This window comes from Thermoactinospora rubra (assembly GCF_002093975.1).
In the GTDB taxonomy this organism is placed as follows: domain Bacteria; phylum Actinomycetota; class Actinomycetes; order Streptosporangiales; family Streptosporangiaceae; genus Nonomuraea; species Nonomuraea rubra_A.
Genome location: NZ_MSZZ01000094.1, coordinates 1 through 16,954, shown reverse-complemented (window position 1 = coordinate 16,954; position 16,954 = coordinate 1). Strand labels below are relative to the sequence as shown.

Annotated in this window: 14 protein-coding genes and 2 tRNA genes; 12 read left to right on the top strand and 4 right to left on the bottom strand. The window is 71.1% G+C overall.

Translation table 11 applies throughout. The annotated features are described in order from the left end of the window. Positions 1-79: 79 nt before the first annotated feature. Positions 80-164: transfer RNA gene (locus BSB02_RS38635), tRNA-Leu, on the bottom strand. 132 nt (positions 165-296) lie between these two features. Between BSB02_RS38635 and BSB02_RS38630 the strand changes: the two genes are divergently transcribed. The 3 genes from BSB02_RS38630 to BSB02_RS38620 all read left to right on the top strand — a co-directional run bounded on the left by BSB02_RS38630 (position 297) and on the right by BSB02_RS38620 (position 4,561). After that, positions 297-1,571 carry a M20/M25/M40 family metallo-hydrolase gene (locus tag BSB02_RS38630; RefSeq protein WP_084965964.1) on the top strand — a complete coding sequence of 425 codons (1,275 nt, stop codon included), beginning with the start codon at positions 297-299 and terminating at the stop codon, positions 1,569-1,571. A 106-nt stretch (positions 1,572-1,677) separates the two neighbouring features. Continuing rightward, positions 1,678-2,334 carry a hypothetical protein gene (locus BSB02_RS38625; RefSeq protein WP_240507044.1) on the top strand — a complete coding sequence of 219 codons (657 nt, stop codon included), beginning with the start codon at positions 1,678-1,680 and terminating at the stop codon, positions 2,332-2,334. A gap of 598 nt (positions 2,335-2,932) precedes the next feature. Continuing rightward, positions 2,933-4,561: a chaplin gene (locus BSB02_RS38620; protein ID WP_084965963.1), complete on the top strand. Its 1,629-nt coding sequence runs from the start codon at positions 2,933-2,935 to the stop codon at positions 4,559-4,561. Positions 4,562-4,843: 282 nt separating this feature from the next. Here the strand turns inward: BSB02_RS38620 and BSB02_RS38615 are convergent, their stop codons facing one another. Then, on the bottom strand, positions 4,844-5,029 hold the full coding sequence (locus tag BSB02_RS38615) for a DUF5703 family protein (protein WP_084965962.1): 186 nt from the start codon (positions 5,027-5,029) through the stop codon (positions 4,844-4,846). A 192-nt stretch (positions 5,030-5,221) separates the two neighbouring features. Here BSB02_RS38615 and topA point away from each other — a divergent pair, with 192 nt between their 5' ends. From topA to BSB02_RS38570, 9 genes are all read left to right on the top strand, one after another. After that, entirely contained in the window at positions 5,222-7,912 is a 2,691-nt protein-coding gene (gene topA, locus BSB02_RS38610) for a type I DNA topoisomerase (RefSeq protein WP_240507043.1), read from the top strand. 48 nt (positions 7,913-7,960) lie between these two features. Then, on the top strand, positions 7,961-9,205 hold the full coding sequence (locus BSB02_RS38605; RefSeq protein WP_084965960.1) for a metallophosphoesterase: 1,245 nt from the start codon (positions 7,961-7,963) through the stop codon (positions 9,203-9,205). 122 nt (positions 9,206-9,327) lie between these two features. Then, positions 9,328-11,370 carry a dTMP kinase gene (gene tmk, locus BSB02_RS38600; RefSeq protein WP_084965959.1) on the top strand — a complete coding sequence of 681 codons (2,043 nt, stop codon included), beginning with the start codon at positions 9,328-9,330 and terminating at the stop codon, positions 11,368-11,370. A 326-nt stretch (positions 11,371-11,696) separates the two neighbouring features. Then, positions 11,697-12,893, top strand: a complete 1,197-nt coding sequence (locus tag BSB02_RS38595) for a DNA polymerase III subunit delta' (protein WP_084965958.1) — start codon at positions 11,697-11,699, stop codon at positions 12,891-12,893. Positions 12,894-12,975: 82 nt separating this feature from the next. Then, positions 12,976-13,491, top strand: coding sequence for a SigE family RNA polymerase sigma factor (locus BSB02_RS38590; protein WP_276206404.1), 516 nt, complete (start codon positions 12,976-12,978; stop codon positions 13,489-13,491). After that, positions 13,488-14,051, top strand: coding sequence for a permease-like cell division protein FtsX (locus BSB02_RS43250; RefSeq protein WP_143591738.1), 564 nt, complete (start codon positions 13,488-13,490; stop codon positions 14,049-14,051). Before BSB02_RS38590 ends, BSB02_RS43250 begins: the two co-directional genes overlap by 4 nt. An 87-nt stretch (positions 14,052-14,138) precedes the next feature. Further along, positions 14,139-14,984: a PSP1 domain-containing protein gene (locus BSB02_RS38580; RefSeq protein WP_084965967.1), complete on the top strand. Its 846-nt coding sequence runs from the start codon at positions 14,139-14,141 to the stop codon at positions 14,982-14,984. Between the two features lie 172 nt (positions 14,985-15,156). Beyond that, a complete protein-coding gene (locus BSB02_RS40360; RefSeq protein ID WP_143591736.1) occupies positions 15,157-15,510 on the top strand; it encodes a hypothetical protein in 354 nt (117 codons plus the stop codon). Between the two features lie 102 nt (positions 15,511-15,612). Continuing rightward, positions 15,613-15,686 (top strand) — tRNA-Thr (locus BSB02_RS38570). A gap of 117 nt (positions 15,687-15,803) precedes the next feature. Here BSB02_RS38570 and BSB02_RS38565 read toward each other — a convergent pair. Beyond that, complete coding sequence (locus BSB02_RS38565) at positions 15,804-16,127, bottom strand: hypothetical protein (protein ID WP_084965966.1); 324 nt, start codon at positions 16,125-16,127, stop codon at positions 15,804-15,806. 306 nt (positions 16,128-16,433) lie between these two features. Beyond that, the gene (locus BSB02_RS43825) at positions 16,434-16,649 is read right to left on the bottom strand and encodes a LacI family DNA-binding transcriptional regulator (RefSeq protein WP_420855914.1); all 216 of its coding nucleotides are present in this window, start codon (positions 16,647-16,649) and stop codon (positions 16,434-16,436) included. Between the last annotated feature and the right edge of the window lie 305 nt (positions 16,650-16,954).

Here is a 16,954-nt window from a genome sequence, read left to right as displayed (position 1 = left end):
GTCCCACACCCGGTTACGCGCAGAACTTCTGGATAGACGCTTAGAGTGATCCCTGACCCCCACATGTGCAAATGGTTTGTGTCCGAGGGGGGACTTGAACCCCCATGCCCTTAACGGGCACTAGCACCTCAAGCTAGCGCGTCTGCCTATTCCGCCACCCGGACTTGGTGCCTGCACGCGGGACCGTCATCCCGCGTCGGCTCAGTTAGGTTAGCAAACTCTGGGCGGTGCGTCATACCAGGAATCCGCGGCGGCAGGATGGTGGCTCGAGAGCACGTCGGTGGGAGGGAGCCGCCATGGGTGAGGACGAGGTCGTCGAGCTCTGCCGCGACCTGATCAGGATCGACTCCAGGAACGCCGGGGACAACGCCGGGCCCGGGGAGAGGGCGGCCGCGGAGTTCGTGGCGGGCAAGCTCGCCGAGGTCGGCGTCGAGGCCACGATCCTGGAGAGCGACCGCAAGAGGGCGAACGTGGTCGCGAGGATCGAGGGGACCGGCGAGTCCGGGGAGGCCCTCCTGCTGCACGGGCACCTGGACGTGGTGCCGTTCGACGCCGCCGACTGGCGGGTGCACCCCTTGTCGGGCGAGGTGGCCGACGGGTGCGTGTGGGGGCGCGGGGCCGTGGACATGAAGGACATGGACGCGATGATCCTGGCCGTGGTGCGCAAGCGCCTCAGCGAGGGACGGCCGGTCAGGCGCGACGTGGTGCTCGTGTTCACCGCCGACGAGGAGGCCGGGGGCGACTACGGCGCCAAGTTCCTGGTCGGCAAGCATCCGGAGGTCTTCGAGGGCGTCACGGAGGCCATCGGCGAGGTGGGCGGGTTCAGCGTCACGATGGGCGATCGCCGGCTGTACCTGATCGAGGCCGCCGAGAAGGGCATGGCCTGGATGCGGCTGACCGCCAAGGGGCGCGCCGGCCACGGCTCGATGTTGAACGCCGAGAACGCGGTCACCGAGCTGGCCGAGGCGGTGGGCAGGATCGGCCGTCACCAGTGGCCGGTACGGCTGACGCCGACGGTCACGAGGCTCCTCGAAGAGCTCGGCGCGGACCTGGATCGTCCCGAGGAGGCCGTCGCGCAGCTCGGCCCGCTCGCGAGGATGATCGGCGCGGTGCTGCGCAACACCGCCAACCCGACGATGCTCACCGCCGGGTACAAGACGAACGTCATCCCGCAGACCGCGGAGGCGGTGATCGACGGGCGGTTCCTGCCGGGGCACGAGGAGGAGTTCCTCGCGACCGTCGACGACCTGCTGGGCCCGAACGTCACCAGGGAGTTCGTCCAGCACCAGGCCGCGCTGGAGTTCGCCTTCGAGGGGCCGCTGGTCCAGGCCATGGCCCGGGCGCTGGCCGAGGAGGACCCCGAGGGGCTCGCCGTGCCGTACACCCTGTCGGGCGGCACGGACCTGAAGTCCTTCAACAGGCTGGGGATCAAGGGGTACGGCTTCGCGCCGCTGCGGCTGCCGCCGGAATTGGACTTCTCGGGGATGTTCCATGGCGTGGACGAGCGCGTGCCGGTCGATTCGCTCCGGTTTGGGGTCAGGGTTCTTGACCGATTCCTTGATCTCTGCTGAAAACGGCTTGCACCCACGTTGGGTGCTGCTACGGTTACTGACCGTTGAGGGGTGAGTCCACGGACCGGTCCCCTCGCGGGACCGGTCATGGAGCACGGGAGGTCACGTGGCGCGCAAGACGCACCAGCAGCTGGGGGAGCGATCCCTCACCGCTGTGCGCGTGCCCGTGACGGCCTCTCGAGAGGATGCGATGACCGACCGGGCCGACCGGATGGCGCGGTTCGCGGCCGGGGCCCGTCGGATCCTCGCCAGAGCGCTCACGCTGGGTGGCGTCGTCGTCGCCGGCTGGTTGCTCGCCCTGCTCTTCGGAGCGTCCCCCGCGGCCGCCGGGTCCGCCACCGCCGAGACGGCGGCCGCGGGCACGACGGCTTCGGGGTCCGAGGCCGCCGCCGACTCTCGGCCGGCGACGGACGCGGCCCTGGCGATCCCCTCGACCGAGGCGGTCACCGGGTCCGCGAAGGACGGACTCCCCGCCCCCGACGCCCCGGTGCTCGACAACACCGGGGCCATGGCCGGGCTCAAGGTCGACGGGCTGACCAGCCAGTCGCACCCCGGCTACCCCGCACCTTCCACCGTCAAGGAGAGCTCTGGCCCGAACGGGCTGGTGCCCAACGGTGGCAACGGCCCCTTCGGGCCGGGTATGGGGGACGTCGCGCGGTCCGCATTCGACCCGCGGCTTCTGGTGCAGCGCGTCCCCCTGGCGCGCGTGCTTCCCCCGGTCTTCCGCACAGCGGCGGACGACCCTTCCTTCTCACCTGACTGACCCTGCTCGAAAGCCCGGCCCATGGCGCGGCCGGGAGCGGAGTGCGGCGTAGTCCCTCCGCGGCGGCCCTGCGAGAACCCTCGCGGCGCGTTTCCGTCCCGAGTCCCGAGCCCGAGCATCGACTCCCGAGTCCGGAGTCCGAGCGTCGAGCTCCCGAGTCTGAGCACTCCCGAGCCTGAGCATCGAGCTCCTGACTCCCGGGTCCAGCCGGTCGGTCGTCCGCAGACGTCCAGCGGTCACACCACGTGACCTCGGCACAGGGCGCCGCGCGCGGAACTCCCGTGCGGAATCCCCGAGCCGGTCCGGCACGCGCGGATCCCGCCCCGTGGACCCCGGCAGGTGGTGCTCGCAAGGGACCCGCAGGACAAGCCCCGCGGGCGGACCCGCAGGTCAAACCCCGCGGTCGGACTCGCAAGCGGACCCCACGGACGGAACCGCGAGCGGCCCCACGGAAGGACCCCGCAGGCAGACCCTGCCAAGCCCACCGCTCTCCGCGGTCAGTCAACCGCTCGACGGCGCACGAGACCCCCGCTGTACCCGGGTCTCGCGACGCCCGAGCTGTCAGGTATCCCCCCAAGAACCACTAGGAGCATTCATCATGCGTACGTGGGCGAAGGCATCGGCCCCGGCGGCCCTGCTGGCCGTCGCGGTCATGTCCATCGGCAGCGGTACGGCTGTCGCCGACACCTCGGGAGACTCCTCCATCGGCGGCGGCAACCAGGTCAACCTCCCGGTCTCGATCCCGATCGACATCAGCGGCAACGCCGCCGGCGTCGCGGGCGAGTCCACCGCCTCCTCCCGGGGCGGCGCGTCGGTGGAGAACACCGGCAACGGCGGCATCCCCAACAAGACGTCCGGCAAGAGTAGCGTCCTGGGCGGCAACCAGGTGAACGCGCCCGTCAACGCCCCGATCAACGCCTGCGGCAACGCCGTGTCGCTGTTCGGCAACTCCGACGCCGGCTGCAAGGGCGGCGCGGACGTCAAGACCTCGGGCAAGGGCGGCGCGGGAGGCAACAGGACCTCCGGCGACAGCAGCATCCTGGGCGGCAACCAGGTCACCGCGCCCATCACCGCTCCGATCAACGCCTGCGGCAACGCCGTGGCGATCTTCGGTGACGCGAGCGCGGGCTGCAAGGGCGGCGCGAGCGTCAAGAACACCGGCGTGGGCTCCGGCGGCAACACCACCTCGGGCAGGAGCTCGGTGCTCGGCGGCAACCAGGTGGTCGCGCCGATCACCGCCCCGGTCAACATCTGCGGCAACGCCGTGGCGGTGTTCGGCGAGGCGTTCGCCGGGTGTAAGGGCGGCTCGTCCGTCACCAACAACGGCGACAAGCCGCGGCGCCACTACCACGGCACCCGCAGGCAGGGCTCGACCGGCAACGACACCGACGGCCGGTTCGGCGCGGGCAGCGGCAACCAGGTGATCGCCCCGATCACCGCTCCGCTCAACGTCTGCGGCAACGCCGCCGGCAACGCGCCCGCGGGATGCATGGGCGGCAGCACGGTCGAGAACACCGCGTCCGGTTCGGGCGCGGGCGGCAACACCACCTCGGGCCGTTCCGGGGTGCTGTCCGGCAACCAGGTGGTCGCGCCGATCACCGCTCCGGTCAACGTCTGCGGCAACGCGGTCGCCGTCCTGGGCGACGCCGCCGCCGGGTGCCTCGGCGGGGCCCGCGTCGGCAAGCCCGTCCACGACGGCTTCGACCACTGGGCGCACGCCAGCGGCCGGTTCGCCAAGACCCGGCAGGCCGGCGGCATCCTGCCCGCCCTGCCCGTCGTCCCGGCGCTGAGCGGCCTCAAGGACGCCGGCAACCTCACCCAGCAGATGCGCGGCTCGGGCCTGCCGTCCCTGCCGCTGGTCGGCGACCTGCCCAGCACGCTGGGCCTGCCCGCGCTCCCGGCCATGCCCGGGCTGCCCGGCTCCCCCGCGACGCCGGGGCAGCAGGGGCAGCAGGGGCACAAGAGCGGCAAGGACAAGGGTGCCAGCCCGCTGCCGGCCGCCGCTCCGGTGACCGACCTGGTCGCCTCCACGCCGGTCGGCGGCGCCGTGGGCCAGGCGGCCGGCGCCCTGCCCGTCGGCGACGTGGGCCTCATGAGCGCCGCCACCCCTGGCGGCGTGACCGGGATGAACTCCAGCTCGCTGCTGGCGCTGGTGCTCGGCGCGATGTTCGCCGCCTCGGCGACGCTGTTCGCCACCACGCGCCGCCTGCGCTTCCGCAGGAAGTAGCCAGACGTGCTCCGCCCGCTCCCGGGTGGGGGTAGGCGTCACAGCGCGGGAGCGGGCGGGGCATCCCGACGAGCCGGTTCGCCGGCGGGCGTGGCCCATGGAGTACGGCGGGCCGCGACGTCACGCTAGGCCGTACCCGAAAGGACGATCACGGCGAGGAGCGGCGCGGCCAGCACTGCCCGACCGCCGACGGCCGGTCCGCCCGCCACATCACACGAACACGGCGACAGCCGCTTTGCCCGTCTCCGGGGGCGATGGCCCGGGGACGGGCAAAGCCCTTTTTCAAAGAGTGCTGCGCACTCGTATGATTTTCCGGCGCAGCCGTACCCGACGGCTCCCGTCGGAGTAGACCCGCACGCGGGCCAGCTCCCACTGACCGTATTCCGCATGTTCCGTCAGCAGCTGACGTGCGGCTTCTCGTGAGACGCCGCCGGGGATGTAGACGTCCATGTAGGAGTACTCGGGCACAACGATTAGTCTCCTGGGTGAGTCAGGGCGAGACGCCGCTCCATGGGCCCTATTCTGCGTCCTTGTGGGTGGACCGGAAAGCGACTGGGTAGCCACGGGGGGAAGGCAACACGGGCGATTCGGGTTACCTTTCAGGTCTGCGCCCAACCACGAGCGGGGATGAAGCAAGCGAACAGCGAGGTAGGAAGCAGCGTGCCAGCCAAGAACGGCAGCAGCGGCGGTCGCGGGACCCGCCTGGTGATCGTCGAGTCGCCGACGAAGGCGAAGAAGATCGCCGAGTACCTCGGGCGCGGGTTCACCGTCGAGTCGAGCATCGGTCACATCCGCGATCTGCCGGAGCGAGCCGACGACATCCCCGAGAAGTACAAGGGGGAGCCGTGGGCGCGGCTTGGCGTGAACGTCGAGCATGACTTCGAGCCGCTCTACATCGTCAACCCCGACAAGAAGTCGCAGGTGGCCAAGCTCAAGCAGCTGCTGAAGGACGCCGACGAGCTCTACCTCGCCACCGACGAGGACCGCGAAGGCGAGGCGATCGCCTGGCACCTGCGCGAGGTGCTCAAGCCGAAGGTGCCGGTGCACCGCATGGTGTTCCACGAGATCACCCCGCAGGCGATCCAGGACGCCGTGGCCAACCCGCGCGACCTGGACCTGCGCCTGGTGGACGCGCAGGAGACGCGGCGCATCCTCGACCGCCTCTACGGCTACGAGGTCAGCCCGGTGCTGTGGAAGAAGGTCAAGCCGCGGCTGAGCGCGGGCCGGGTGCAGTCGGTGGCGACCAGGCTGGTGGTCGAGCGCGAGCGCGAGCGGATGGCGTTCACCCCGGCGAGCTACTGGGACCTGCAGGCGCTGTTCGACACCGGCAAGCCGGAGGAGACGCCGCGCGACTTCACCGCGACGCTCACCAGCGTGGGCGGCAGGCGGGTGGCGCAGGGCCGCGACTTCGGCAGCGACGGCCGGCTGAAGAACGCCGACGTCCTCCACCTCACCCAGGAGGCGGCCGAGGCGCTCAAGGCCCGCCTGCACGCCACGAGGTTCCGGGTCAAGTCGGTCGAGCGCAAGCCGTACACGCGCAAGCCGTACCCGCCGTTCCGCACGACCACGCTGCAGCAGGAGGCCAGCCGCAAGCTCGGCTTCTCGGCGAAGTACACCATGCAGGTGGCGCAGCGGCTGTATGAGAACGGCTTCATCACCTACATGCGGACCGACAGCATCACGCTGTCGGAGACGGCCGTGGCCGCCGCCCGGTCGCAGGCGATCAAGCTGTACGGCCCGGCCTACGTGCCGGACAAGCCGCGCGTGTACGCCAGCAAGGTGAAGAACGCCCAGGAGGCGCACGAGGCGATCCGGCCGTCGGGCGAGGAGTTCCGCACGCCGGGCGAGACGGGCCTGTCGGGCGATATGTTCCGGCTGTACGAGCTGATCTGGCAGCGCACGGTCGCCTCGCAGATGAAGGACGCGGTCGGCGAGTCCATCAGCGTCAAGGTGGCGGGCGACGACGTGGAGTTCAGCGCGACCGGCCGCACGATCACCTTCTACGGCTTCCTCAAGGCGTACGTCGAGAGCGCCGACGACCCGTCGACCGACCGCGACGACTCCGAGAAGCGCCTGCCCAACCTGGCGGAGGGCGACCCGCTGACCCTGGCCAGGCTCGACGTGGCCGGGCACACCACCAAGCCGCCCGCCCGCTACACCGAGGCCACGCTGGTCAAGGAGCTGGAGGAGCGGGAAATCGGCCGGCCGTCGACGTATGCGTCGATCATCGGCACGATCCTGGACCGCGGCTACGTCTTCAAGAAGGGGACCGCGCTGGTCCCGAGCTTCCTGGCCTTCGCCGTGGTGAACCTGCTGGAGCAGCACTTCGGCCACCTGGTCGACTACGACTTCACCGCGACGATGGAGAAGGTTCTCGACGACATCGCCAACGACCGCGCCGAGCGGGTGCCGGAGCTGCGGCGCTTCTACTTCGGCGGCAACGGCGACGAGGGGCTCAAGGAGCTGGTGACCGACCTCGGCGAGATCGACGCCAAGGAGATCAGCTCCTTCCCGATCAAGGGGACCGACATCGTGCTGCGGGTCGGGCGCTTCGGCCCGTACCTGGACCGCGACGGCGTCCGGGTGAACGTGCCCGAGGACATGGCGCCCGACGAGCTGACGGCGGAGAAGGCCGAGGAGCTGTTCTCGCGCCCGAGCGGCGACCGCGAACTGGGCCGGGACCCGGTGACCGGCAACGTGATCGTCGCCAAGGACGGGCGTTTCGGCCCGTACGTCACCGAGGTCCTGCCCGAGCCCGCCGAGGAGACGCCCAGGAAGCGGACGAAGAAGGCCGACGCCCCCAAGCCGCGCACGCAGTCGCTGTTCAAGTCGATGTCGCTGGACACCGTCACGCTGGACGACGCGCTCAGGCTGCTGTCGCTGCCGCGGAGGGTGGGCGAGCTCGACGGCGAGGAGGTGCTGGCCTACAACGGCAAGTTCGGCCCCTACCTGAAGAAGGGCACCGACTCGCGCTCGCTCGGCTCGGAGGAGGAGCTCTTCACCGTCACGATCGAGCAGGCCAAGGAGCTGTTCGCGCAGCCCAAGCAGCGTGGCCGCCGTACGGCTGCCGCCGCCCCGCTGCGCGAGCTGGGCGAGGACCCCAACTCCAAGCGGCCTGTCGTGGTCAAGGAGGGACGGTTCGGCCCGTACGTGACCGACGGCGAGACCAACGCCTCGCTGCGCAAGGGCGACACGGTCGAGGACATCACCATCGAGCGGGCGGCCGAGCTGCTGGCCGAGCGCCGGGAGAAGGCCCCCGCGGCCAAGAAAACCACCGCCGCCCGCAAGGCCCCCGCCAAGAAGGCCTCGACGAGCACGGCGAAGAAGGCCCCGGCCAAGGCGAAGTCCTAGAAGTCCTAGCTGAGAGCGATCTCAGGGGCGGCCCCGTAGCATTTTGGGGTGATCCTGGGTTTCCTCGTCACGGTGGTCGCGGTCCTCGTCGGCGTGCACCTGTACCTATGGCACCGCCTGGTGCGGAGCACCACCCGCCCTGGCCGCGCCAGGAAGGCCCTGACGCTGGCGCTGGTCGGCATGGCCGTGCTGGTGATGACGACGTTCGTGGGCTCCCGCATGGAGTGGGGGCACTGGCTGGCCTGGCCGGGCTTCCTGTGGCTGGCGGTCATGTTCTACCTGCTGGTGTGGCTGCTGGCGCTGGAGGTGCCACGGGCCGTGGCGCACGGCGTGCTGCGGGCGCGGCGCGTGCGCGAGCCGGTCGCCGCGCCCGTCGGGGGAGGCGGCTCCGCCGTACCGGCTGAAGGGCCGGACTCCGCCGTACCGGCTGAAGGGCCGGACACCGGCGCGCCCGGCGACATCAGCAGGAGGCTGTTCGTCGGGCGGGCCGCCGCGCTGGTGGCGGGCGTCGGCGCGCTGGGCACCGTGGGGTACGGCGTGCGGACGGCGCTGGGCGACCCGGTGGTCGAGCCCGTGGCGGTACGGCTGCCGCGGCTGGACCCCCGGCTGAGCGGCCTGCGGTTCGCGGTGGTCAGCGACATCCACCTCGGGCCCATCACGGGCGTCGCCCACACCGAGCGGATCGTCCGCATGATCAACGAGACGAAGCCGGACGTGGTGGCCATCGTGGGGGACCTGGTCGACGGGACGGTCGCGGAGCTGGGAGCGATGGCCCGCCCGCTGCGCCACCTCGAATCCCGCTACGGCGCCTACTTCGTCACCGGCAACCACGAGTACTACACCGCCAACGGCCCGGACGAGTGGATCGAGGAGCTCGACCAGCTGGGCGTGCGCTCGCTGCGCAACTCCCGGGTGGAGATCGCGCACAACGGCGCCGTCCTCGACCTCGCCGGCGTCAACGACGTCAACGGCGCGCAGGCCGGCGACGGTCCCGACTTCGCCAAGGCGCTGGGCGGCCGGGACCGGACGCGCAGCACGGTCCTGCTCGCGCACCAGCCCATCCAGGTGCGTGAGGCCGCGCGGCACGGGGTGGACCTGCAGCTGTCGGGGCACACGCACGGCGGCCAGATGGCGCCCTTCAACCTGCTGGTCCCGCTCCAGCAGCCGGTGGTGTCCGGCCTGGCCACCGTGGACGGCGTCCAGGTCTACGTCACCCGCGGGGCGGGGTTCTGGGGACCGCCGGTCCGCGTCGGCGCGCCGCCCGAGATCACCCTGCTCGAACTCCGGTCCTGACCATTCGGCCCGTGTGGCGGACGGCCGATTGCCGGACGTATTACTCTCAGCGCCGAGCAGCCGGGTATATCCGGCTCGTCGCTGTCTCCCTGGCCCGTCAACCACCTGGATACGCTGACACTATGACCGCCCGCAGGCCGGCCCATGTGCTGGCAAACGCCCCCTTCCGCAGGCTGTGGCTGGCCATGTCGGTCTGCAGCCTGGGTGACTGGCTGAACATCGTCGCGCTGACCGCCCTGGCCGGCAATCTGGCCAGACCGGGCGACTTCCGCGCGCAGTCGCTGGCGGTCGGCGGCGTGTTCGTCGCCAAGATGCTCCCGGCCATCCTGCTGGGGCCGCTCGCGGGGGCGTTCGCCGACCGGTTCGACCGGCGGCTGTGCATGGTCGTGGCGGACCTGTCGCGGTTCGCGCTCGTCATCTCCATCGCGGCGGTCGTGTGGCTGGCCCCGAACGACGTCGCCTATCGCTGGATCATCGCCGCCACGCTGCTGGTGGAGTGCGTCAACCTCTTCTGGGTGCCCGCCAAGGACGCGACGGTGCCCAACCTGGTCCCCAAGGAACGGCTGGAGCAGGCCAACCAGCTCAACCTGCTGGTGACGTACGGCACGGCGCCGCTGGCCGCCGCCCTGTTCGCGGCGCTGTCGGTGGTGGTGGACCTGCTGGGCGGCCGGCCCTGGCTGTCGGGCTGCCTCGCGCTGGTCGTCAACGCGGGCGCGTTCCTGGTCTCGGCGGCGCTGATCTTCACGCTGAAGGGCATCCCCCGGCGGAACGGCGCGATCTCCACGCCCTCGGTCGTCAAGCAGATCGTCGAGGGCTGGCGCTTCGTCGGCGGCAACCGGCTGGTGCGCGGGCTGGTCATCGGCATGCTGGGCGCGTTCGCGGCGGGCGGCGCGGTCATCGGCGTGGCGAGGATCTACGTCACGGCGCTGCGCGGCGGCGACGCGGCCTACGGCGTCATGTTCGGCGCGGTGTTCGTCGGCATGGCCGCCGGCATGTTCTTCGGCCTGCGCCTGCTGCGCGGGCTGTCGCGCCGGCGGCTGTTCGGCCTGGCGATCACCGTCGCGGGCCTGGTCCTCATCGCGATCGCGCTGATCCACGACCTGGTGTTCGTGGTGATGCTGACCGTGCTGCTCGGCGCCTGCGCGGGCATCGCCTGGATCATCGGCTACACGCTCATCGGGCTGGAGGTCGAGGACGCCATCCGCGGGCGGACCTTCGCGTTCCTGCAGTCCACGGCGCGCGTCGTGCTCCTGTTCGTGGTCGCGGTGGCCAACCCGGTGGCCGCGCTGTTCGGCTCCCACATGGTGCGGGCCGGCGCGTTCTCCTACACCTTCGACGGGTCCAACCTGGTGCTGGTGATCGGCGGCGTCCTCGCGGCCGTGGTGGGCGTGCTGGGCCTGTGGCACATGGACGACCGCAAGGGCGTCCCGCTGACCGCCGACCTGCTGGCCGCGGTGCGCGGCGAGTCGTTCACCCCCGAGCCGCCCGAGGAGGTACCGGGGCTGTTCATCGCCTTCGAGGGCGGCGAGGGCTCGGGCAAGACGACCCAGTCGCGGATGATCGCCATCTGGCTGCGCGACCAGGGCTACGACGTGGTCCAGACGCGCGAGCCGGGCGCCACGAAGGCGGGCATGCGGCTGCGGGCCATCCTGCTCGACGCGGCCGAGAAGGGCCTGTCGGCGCGGGCCGAGGCGCTGATGTACGCGGCGGACCGGGCCGAGCACGTGGAGAAGGTCATCCGGCCCGCGCTCCACCGGGGCTCGGTGGTCGTCTCCGACCGGTACGTCGACTCGTCGCTGGCCTACCAGGGAGCGGGCCGGGCGCTGGACCCCGAGGACGTGTCCAAGGTGAACGCCTGGGCGACCGGCGGCCTGGTGCCTCACCTCACGGTCCTCATCGACACCCCGCCCGAGGTGGGGCTGCGCCGCCTGGGCGGCGCGGCGGACCGCATCGAGTCGGAGCCGCTGGAGTTCCACGAGCGGGTGCGCAAGGAGTTCCGCGCCCTGGCCGCCGCCAGCCCCGACCGCTACCTGGTGGTCGACGGGACGCTGGCGCAGGAGGAGATCACGCGGTTGATTCAGGACCGGATCAGGGAGATCCTGCCCGACCCGGTGCCGAGGGAGGCGGAGGACATCACCGGCACGATGCCCGCCATCCGGGAGTAGTCCCTTTTTCCTCGGTTCTTCATCCGGTGCTGAGCCGCCTGGGTCGAGTTGCCTGGGTCGAGCTACCTCGGTATGGGGCTGCCTCAGGCTCAACCATCCGGGAACCCCCCTCCCGCGCCGGGTCGGCGGGAAGGGGGACGGCGGAGCCCGGCGCGGTTGTGCGGCGCCCAGGGTGGGAACCACGGCGATCGCCCAAGAAGACGCCGTCACGGCGGCCGGCCCCGCGCGCCCGGTGAGCGTCACCCTGGACAGACGCCCGCCCCGGTCGGTGGGTGGCTCCAAGCCGGCTCCGCCGTACAGGATGAAGAAACAGATACCCTAGCCGCGTGGGCGTGTTCGGGGATCTTGTGGGCCAGGAGCGTGCCGTGGCCGTGCTGGAGCGTGCCGTCGCGGCGGCGCGGGAGGTCGTCGACGGCGGCCGCGGCGCCGGGATGACGCACGCCTGGCTGTTCACCGGCCCGCCCGGCGCCGGCCGCGAGGACGCCGCCCGCGCCTTCGCCGCCGCGCTGCTGTGCCCCGACGGCGGCTGCGGCCACTGCGACAACTGCCACCAGGTGTTCATCGGCTCGCACCCAGACCTGGAGCACGTCCGCCCCGAGGGCCTGTCCTACGGCGTCCGGCAGGCGCGGGAGCTGATCCTGCGCGCCGCCGGAGCCCCGACGCAGGGCCGCTGGCGGGTGATGCTGTTCGAGGGCGGCGAGCGCCTGACCGAGGGCGCCGCGAACGCCCTGCTGAAAGCCATCGAGGAACCGCCGCCGCGCACGGTGTGGCTGCTGTGCGCGCCCTCGGCCGACGACCTGCTGGTCACCATCAGGTCGCGCTGCCGCGTCGTCACGCTCGTCATCCCCTCCACGCGGGCCGTCGCCGACGTCCTGGCGGAGCGCGAGGGCGTGCCGCCGGCGATGGCGTCCTTCGCCGCCCGCGCCGCCCAGGGCGACCTGGTCCGGGCGCGTCAGCTGGCGCTGGATGAGGGCGTACGGCAGCGCCGCGAGGCCGTGCTGGCGATCCCGGCGTCGCTGACCGGGGTGGCCGAGTGCATTGCGGCGGCCGAACGCCTGGTCAAGACCGCCGAGGAGGAGGCCGCGGCGGCCACGGCGACGCTGAACGAGGCCGAGACCGCCGAGCTGCGGAAGCTGTACGGCGAGGGCTCGACGGGCAAGGGCCTGGGACGCGGGCTCGTCCGCGGCGGCGCGGGGGCGTTGAAGGAGCTGGAGGATCGCCAGAAGTCGCGCGCCACCCGCATCAAGCGCGACACGCTGGACGCGGCGCTGCTGGAGCTGGCGGGGTTCTACCGCGACGTGCTGGCGATGCAGCTGGGCGCCGGGGTGGAGCTGGCCAACGACGACCACCGCTACGACCTCGACCGGCTGGCCCGCGCCTCGACGCCGGAGGAGACGCTGCTGCGCATCGAGGCGATCATGCGGTGCCGCGAACGGCTGGAGGCCAACGTCAACCCGCAGATGGCGGTGGAGGCGATGACGCTGGCGTTGCGTTCTCCCCGGCAGAGCCTCGCGCTCGTGTGAGCCCGAGACGACTCGTGTGACTCCGGGGCGACTCGTGAGCCCGGGGCGAGCAGCAGATCGGTCCGCCGGACGTCTCCGTGATGTGGAAGCCGAACTGCTGCTCTTCCGCGACGCCCCCGTGGACGTCGCGTCGATCTTCGCCGCCCACCACCTGGGCCTGGTACGGCTCGCGCTGCTCATGGTCGGGGACCTGGCCACCGCCGAGGACGTCGTGCAGGAGGCGTTCGCGCGCACCCATGCGGGGCGTGGGCGGTTGCGGGATCCGGCGAGCGTGCTGGCGTACATCCGGTCGGCCGTGCTGAACCAGTGCCGGTCGGTGCTGCGCCGCAGGGCGACCGTGTTCCGCAAGGCGCTGCCGTACGACCCGCCGGTGTGGTCGGCGGAGAGCTCCGTGCTGCTCGGGGAGGAGCGGCGCGAGGTGCTGCTGGCCTTACGCGACCTGCCGCGCAGGCAGCGGGAGGCGCTGGTGTTGCGGTACTACCTCGACCTTTCCGATCAGGAGATCGCCGAGACCATGGGGATCGGGGCGAGCACGGTCCGGTCCACGATCGCGCGGGGGCTGGCGGCCCTCGGCCGGGCGCTTGGGGAGAAGGCATGAACGGAGTGGAGGAGCGCCTGCGGGAGGCGCTGGGGGAGGCCGCGGCGACGGTGCGGCTGGAGGATCTGAGGCCGTTGCGGGCGCCGGAGCGGGCACGGCGGCGGTTTCGAGTGGACCTGCGGTGGGCGGCCGCGGCGCTCCTGGCGGGGGCGGCCGTCGGGGGCGGGGTGACGCTCCTGCCGCCGCCCGCGGAGCAGTCGCACACCGCGGCCGTGCAGCCCCAGCATGGGATGACGGTGTTCTTCTGCATCGAGCGGATCGGCGCCCTGAAATGCCGCGACGGGGCCGCCACGCAGGAGCAGATGAACGCGGTCAGGCGGCGGCTGGAGTCGCTGCCGGAGGTTCAGTCGGTCACGTTCGAGACCCCGGAGCAGGCCTACGAGAGGTTCCGCAGGACCTTCACCGACAAGCAGCGGTTCGCGAAGATGACCGTTGCGGACATGTCGCCCATGTTCCATGCGCTCCTCCGGCCCGGGGCCGACGTCCGGCGCGCGCAGTCCGTGGTCCAGAACATGCCGGGCGTCTTCATGGCGGTGACCACCGACCCCGACACCTGGTGAGGCACAGGTGTAGCGGCCCCGTAGGCTGGCAAGGTAAGGCCGTATGGACCCCCGAGGCCGTCAGGAGGCGAGCTCCCACCCATGGGCATGATCATGGCGGTGAGCTTCACCCGCTACGGAAGGCTCTACTACCTCGACCCCGGCCCCCACAGCCCCAGGGTCGGCGACAAGGTGCTGGTGCCGACCGACTCGGGCCCGGAGGTGGCCGAGTGCGTCTGGGCTCCGCAGTACGTCAGCGAGGACATCGACGGCCTGCCGGTCTGCCAGGGCCTGGCCCAGGAGGAGCACCTCGCCCGCGACGAGGCCAACAAGCGGCGCAGGGCCGAGGCGCGCAGCGTCGCCAAGCGGCTGATCAGGCGGCACGAGCTGCCGATGAAGGTCGTGGGGGTCGACTACCTCGACGCGGACAACGTCTTCACGGTGTACTTCTCGGCCCCGCACCGGGTCGACTTCCGTGCGCTGGTGCGCGACCTGGCGCGCAACCTGCGTGCCCGGGTGGAGCTGCGGCAGATCGGCCCGCGCGACGAGGCCCGCCTGCAGGGCGGCATCGGCCCGTGCGGGCGCGACCTGTGCTGCGCGACGTTCCTGAAGGACTTCGAGCCCGTCTCGGTGCGCATGGCGAAGGACCAGGACCTTCCGGTCAACCCCATGCGCATCGCGGGGGCGTGCGGCCGCCTGATGTGCTGCCTGAAGTACGAGCACCCGCTGTATGTGGAGACGCGCAACAGGATGCCTCGGGTGGGGGCGCGGGTCAGCACGCCGCAGGGCGAGGGGAGCGTCGTGGGCCACAACGTCCCGTCCGACACCGTCGTGGTGCGGCTGGACGACGGGGGACGGCGCTGCGCGTGCCCGGCGGCGTCGGTGTGCTCGCCTCGGCAGCAGCACGAGAAGATGTACGGCGGGGGGCGGGCGGATCCCGGCCCGTCGGCGTGAGGCGGCCTTCCTGAAGCTTCCTGAAGATTTCGCACACCGGGTTGGCCGGCGGCACTCCGGGCGGTGGAGAAAACTCCACCCGGCGGCGATCGGCGATCGCCCCGCTCTTCACCTTTCTGCGACCATGTGCTTACGGATTGTGGGACATTCCTGCGCGAGAGAGTGGGATCACATGGACGTGGTAGCGGAGATCGCCGACCTGAAGCGCCGTATGGACACCCTCGAAGCCGCCGTGCGCTCCATCGGGGCCATCCTCGGCAGCTCCCACCAGCGAAGCGTGGAGATCGACGTCTCGGGGCTGCGAAGCGACCTCGCCGCCATAAGATCCGATATCGCCGACATGTGGGCCGATATCAAGCAAGACCTCATCGCCCTCCACGACGAGCTCGCCGTCTTCCGCCACCGGGCCGGCGAGCAGCTCAACGCCCTCCAGGCGGAGATGCTGCGGGAGCGCGACATCATCCGCTGCGAGATGATCGAGCTGGGGTTCAGGATCGACCGCCTGCTGGACAAGGACGGCGTGTAGCGTCGTTCGACGGCGGGGATGGGGCCGTCTGTCCGGGTGTTCTATGATCCGTGGGCGCGAGGACCGCTTGGGGTCCTGTAGACTGCTACCGCCGTACGGCACGCCGCCTTAGCTCAGTCGGCCAGAGCACTTCACTCGTAATGAAGGGGTCTGGGGTTCGAATCCCCAAGGCGGCTCGCAGGTCAAAGGCCACTTCCGATTTCCGGAGGTGGCCTTTGTGATCTCCGTACAGCAGCGCCGTACGAGACGAACCCAGGCAGCTCTCAGCCAGGCCTTTTCGACGCGACGTCAGGTCAGGGAAGGTCCACCCGCCGCCCCAAACCGAACTCCTCGGCTTCGTCGTCGGTGACCATCGCGAAAGCGCCGCCGGGCACGCCATCGAGGGCGGCGGCACGGGAAGCGATCTCCAAGAGCCGGTCTTCCCCGGCGCCGGTGATGGAGAAGACGTACACGTCCCCGAACTCCTCGCCGTCGTCGAAGACCTCCGCCAGTCCCTGCTCCTCCGCCTCGGTCAGGAACTCCTCGATCGCGTCGATCCATGGAAACGGATAGGAAGTCTCGGAACGGTCCGGGGTCTCACGCAGCGGAACATGGATTTCAACAACGGTGTCGGCCATGCGCTCCATAGTGCCTGAACGATCGTCGGTGACGAGGATGTGCCTCCGCGGCGACCGCCCCGTACTCCCGGGCTGGGCCTGTCGAGGAATCTTCCGGGGATCGGCGAAGCGTCAGCCGCAGCTGCCGCCGATGGCCAGGCGCGTCGGCAGCACGTACGACTTTTGGGTGCGCGACCCCCAGGGCTGTGTCGGTCAGGATGCGCGAGCCGGCCCGTCGAGGCGAACGGCTGGCGGACCGTGGTCAGCGTCGGCTTCGACAGCCGCCCGGCGAGGATCCCGTCGAAGGGAACGCCGCGTCCCACGTGCTCAAGCAGATCGCGTGCCGCGCTCCCCGGGAAGATCACCAGCCCGTCGACGCTGCCGGCGAGGTCGATGCTGCCCAGCGAGTCGAGGCTCGGCCTCCAGGACCAGCTCCCGCGTCTCGGGCCGAACCCGCTCCGGCTGCCGGAATATGTGCGACACCGTCGCGATGGAGACGCCTGCTCGCTTGGCGACGTCATAGACGATCGTCCTGTGCGCCACCGGGCCCTCACCCGTGCTCTCTCAACGCTGCTCCACACCCCCCAACTGCAGCCGGTACGGGTCACGGCATGCCGCGATGAAAGAAGTTGACGAGTGCAGTCGGGCTGTGCGATGCTGAAGGCGGCACCGAGGTTGACACTTATAGTAGGTGTGGACATCCGTTTGCGGTTTGCGTTATGCTGCTCCCTCGCGCTGCCCTTCGACGCCCTGATTCCGCCGGGGTCGTTCGGTGCGCGCAGGTCGAATCCATCCGTGCCCTCCGGAAGGACATCTGTTGGCAGCCTCGCGCAACGCCTCCGCCGTAT

What these genes read in the sequence shown, in the direction of transcription:
- BSB02_RS38630 (WP_084965964.1), top strand. Translation starts at nt 297, where the DNA reads ATGGGTGAGGACGAGGTCGTCGAGCTCTGCCGCGACCTGATCAGGATC.
- BSB02_RS38620 (WP_084965963.1), top strand. Translation starts at nt 2,933, where the DNA reads ATGCGTACGTGGGCGAAGGCATCGGCCCCGGCGGCCCTGCTGGCCGTC.
- tmk (WP_084965959.1), top strand. Translation starts at nt 9,328, where the DNA reads ATGACCGCCCGCAGGCCGGCCCATGTGCTGGCAAACGCCCCCTTCCGC.
- BSB02_RS43250 (WP_143591738.1), top strand. Translation starts at nt 13,488, where the DNA reads ATGAACGGAGTGGAGGAGCGCCTGCGGGAGGCGCTGGGGGAGGCCGCG.
- BSB02_RS38580 (WP_084965967.1), top strand. Translation starts at nt 14,139, where the DNA reads ATGATCATGGCGGTGAGCTTCACCCGCTACGGAAGGCTCTACTACCTC.
- BSB02_RS40360 (WP_143591736.1), top strand. Translation starts at nt 15,157, where the DNA reads ATGGACGTGGTAGCGGAGATCGCCGACCTGAAGCGCCGTATGGACACC.
- BSB02_RS38565 (WP_084965966.1), bottom strand. Translation starts at nt 16,127, where the DNA reads ATGGCCGACACCGTTGTTGAAATCCATGTTCCGCTGCGTGAGACCCCG.